Here is a 2487-nt window from a genome sequence, read left to right on the forward strand (position 1 = left end):
ACCAGTTCCTCGATTACACCGCCAAGCAAATAATCGGCTCCAACCGTAACCGTGCGAAAATCATTTGGCGTGAGCCGGACGTTTTCACACGGCCTGGACCCGAAGCTGTCGGTTGGCGCGCTAACACGAACGACCGCAAATTTACGCCAACCTGTCATTGCTGCGATGCGCCGAGCGGCTGATTTTGCCCCCGATTTGATGAAGCCTACTTGGGCGAGACGGCGTCGGCAAAAGGGTGAATATGCTCGTTCGGGTGAGGCTTCAACCACCGCGGCGGAACTACTCGGCGCCAGGCCTCTGCCTTTCAAGGAGGGACGCGCGCAATTGGGTTGGCGACGTATCGAACCAGCGTCGGCAGGCGCGAAAAAAGGTGCCCGGGTCAGCGAAACCGAGCAGATAGGCGACCTCGGCCGTCGATAGGTTTGGTCGGGTGAGATAATTTTGAGCGAGATCGCAGCGGGTCGAATCGAGCAGCTTCTCGAAACTCGTGCCTTCTTCGCGCAAGCGCCGTCGGAGGCTGCGGTCGCTGACATTTAGCGCATGGGCGACGGAATCGCGGCGCGGCTCGCAACTGGGTAGTTGCCGCGTGATTTCGCGCCGGACGCTCATGCTCAATCCCGTACCGTCGAAGGCGGCGACCTCCTGCTGCAGCAGGTTTTCATGCAGTTGCGCGACGATGGGGTTGAAGGCGGGCATGCGGGCGTCGAGCGCCGTGGCCGTGTAAACCCAGCCGTTGAATTCGGCGTTGAATTTCACTGGGCAGCGGAAAGACTCCGCATAGCGCGCCAGATCGCGCGATGGAGGATAGACGATCTGTACGCTGACGGGCTCCGCGGGCCGCCCCGCGACCCAGCGGAAGAAATTCAGGATCGTAAGCAAGTCGAATTCAATCCGCTGGCGCGGGATGGTCTCGCGTCCGCCAAACAGGTTGAAGCGGACGTTGACGAATTCCTCCGCGGGCTCCAGCGTGAGTTCCGCCGCGTCGCTGACGAGGCGCATGTAGCGCGAAATCGAATGCATAGCCGCGCGCAGGTTGGGGCTCGACAACATAGCGTAGCCGAGAATGTCGAAATTGCCCGGGAGCGGCGCCGCCGCGCCAATAAGTCCGATGCTAGGGTCGCCACTCAGTTCGGCGGCCGCGCGCCAAAGAAGGCTCATTTTTTCAGTCGGCACACGAATGTTCCGGTCATGCAGAATTGCGGGATCGAGCGTAGCCGCCTTCAGCAACGGGGCCGTATCAAAGCCGACGTCCGCCATGGTCTCGATCACCCCCTTCAGCCAGGATGACGACGTCGTTCGGCTGTTCATGCCTCAATCTCTCCCTTGGTCCGCGTCGCCAGGAGCTTCGTGACGCGCGTTTTTTTGCAATCTTGCGTCAGCTTCCCGCACCAAACAAAGGATAAAGTTGGCGCCAGATTGCGTGCCGATCCGGACGAGGGATTGCAACGTTTAATCCGTTGCTACACTTGAGCTTGTCAGCGCATCAAGCCTCTACGACTAAAGGTTAGGCTCTTGGCGCGCCGACGTGTCACCAACGCCAGAACTTTGGCCGCGCAGCGCCATATGTCGTCCGGCATGGACCCGCTATCCTCACACCCCAGAAAAATCCGAGCTTTGTAGCCGCGAAAGCGGAGCAGGCCCTGAAACATAAAACAACTTTGGGAGGAAAAAAGTGGCGACTGCCAATCCCTATTCTATTGGGCTGGATTCCAACCGGGCCAATTACGCGCCCTTGACGCCGCTCAGCTTCCTGTTTCGGGCGGCGGACGTGTTCCCGCACAAGACCTCGATCCTCTATAACGACCAGCGCTTCACTTGGGCGCAGACGGCGGAGCGGTGCCGGCGGTTGGCCTCGGCGCTGAAGAAGCGCGGCATCGGCAAGAATGACACCGTCGCTGTCATGCTGCCCAACGTGCCGGCCATGGTCGAAGCCCATTTCGGCATTCCGATGTCCGGCGCCGTGCTCAACACGCTCAACACCCGGCTCGACGCCGAGGCCATCGCCTTCCAGTTCGATCACGGCGAAGCGAAAATCCTGCTGACCGACCGGGAATATTCGAAGATCATCGCCAAGGCGCTCGACCTGATGAAGGGGCCGAAGCCGCTGGTGATCGATGTCGACGATCCATCCTATGTCGGCGGGACGGCGCTGGGCGCGATCGACTATGAGGCGTTTCTGGCCGAGGGCGATCCGGCCTTCGAGCCGGAGCCGCTCGACGACGAATGGGACGCCATCGCGCTGAACTATACCTCGGGCACTACCGGCAATCCGAAGGGCGTGGTCTATCACCATCGCGGCGCCTATCTCAACGCGATCAACAATATCGTCAGCTGGGGCATGGCTCCTCACTCGGTCTATCTGTGGACCCTGCCGATGTTCCATTGCAACGGCTGGTGCTTCCCCTGGACCATGGCGGCCAATGCCGGCGTCAATGTCTGCCTGCGCCGGATCGATCCGAAACTGATCTTCGACCTGATCCGCGAACA

The 2487-nt window shown here is 60.5% G+C and carries 3 protein-coding genes; 2 read left to right on the forward strand and 1 reads right to left on the reverse strand.

Annotated elements, in window-relative coordinates; translation table 11 throughout:
- Positions 1-182, forward strand: a 182-nt coding sequence (locus tag ACE3S9_RS18450) for a hypothetical protein (protein WP_374547933.1), incomplete at its 5' end; no start/stop codon positions are given.
- A 97-nt stretch (positions 183-279) separates the two neighbouring features.
- Here ACE3S9_RS18450 and ACE3S9_RS18455 read toward each other — a convergent pair.
- The gene (locus ACE3S9_RS18455) at positions 280-1257 is read right to left on the reverse strand and encodes an AraC family transcriptional regulator (protein ID WP_374547934.1); all 978 of its coding nucleotides are present in this window, start codon (positions 1255-1257) and stop codon (positions 280-282) included.
- 415 nt (positions 1258-1672) lie between these two features.
- Here ACE3S9_RS18455 and ACE3S9_RS18460 point away from each other — a divergent pair.
- On the forward strand, positions 1673-2487 hold an 815-nt coding region (locus ACE3S9_RS18460), incomplete at its 3' end, for an AMP-binding protein (RefSeq protein WP_374547935.1).

The sequence above is a fragment of the Rhodoblastus sp. genome (genome assembly GCF_041915505.1).
Taxonomy (GTDB): Bacteria; Pseudomonadota; Alphaproteobacteria; order Rhizobiales; family Beijerinckiaceae; genus Rhodoblastus.

Coding starts and splice junctions, on each gene's coding strand:
- ACE3S9_RS18455 (WP_374547934.1), bottom strand. CDS start 1,257: ATGGCGGACGTCGGCTTTGATACGGCCCCGTTGCTGAAGGCGGCTACG.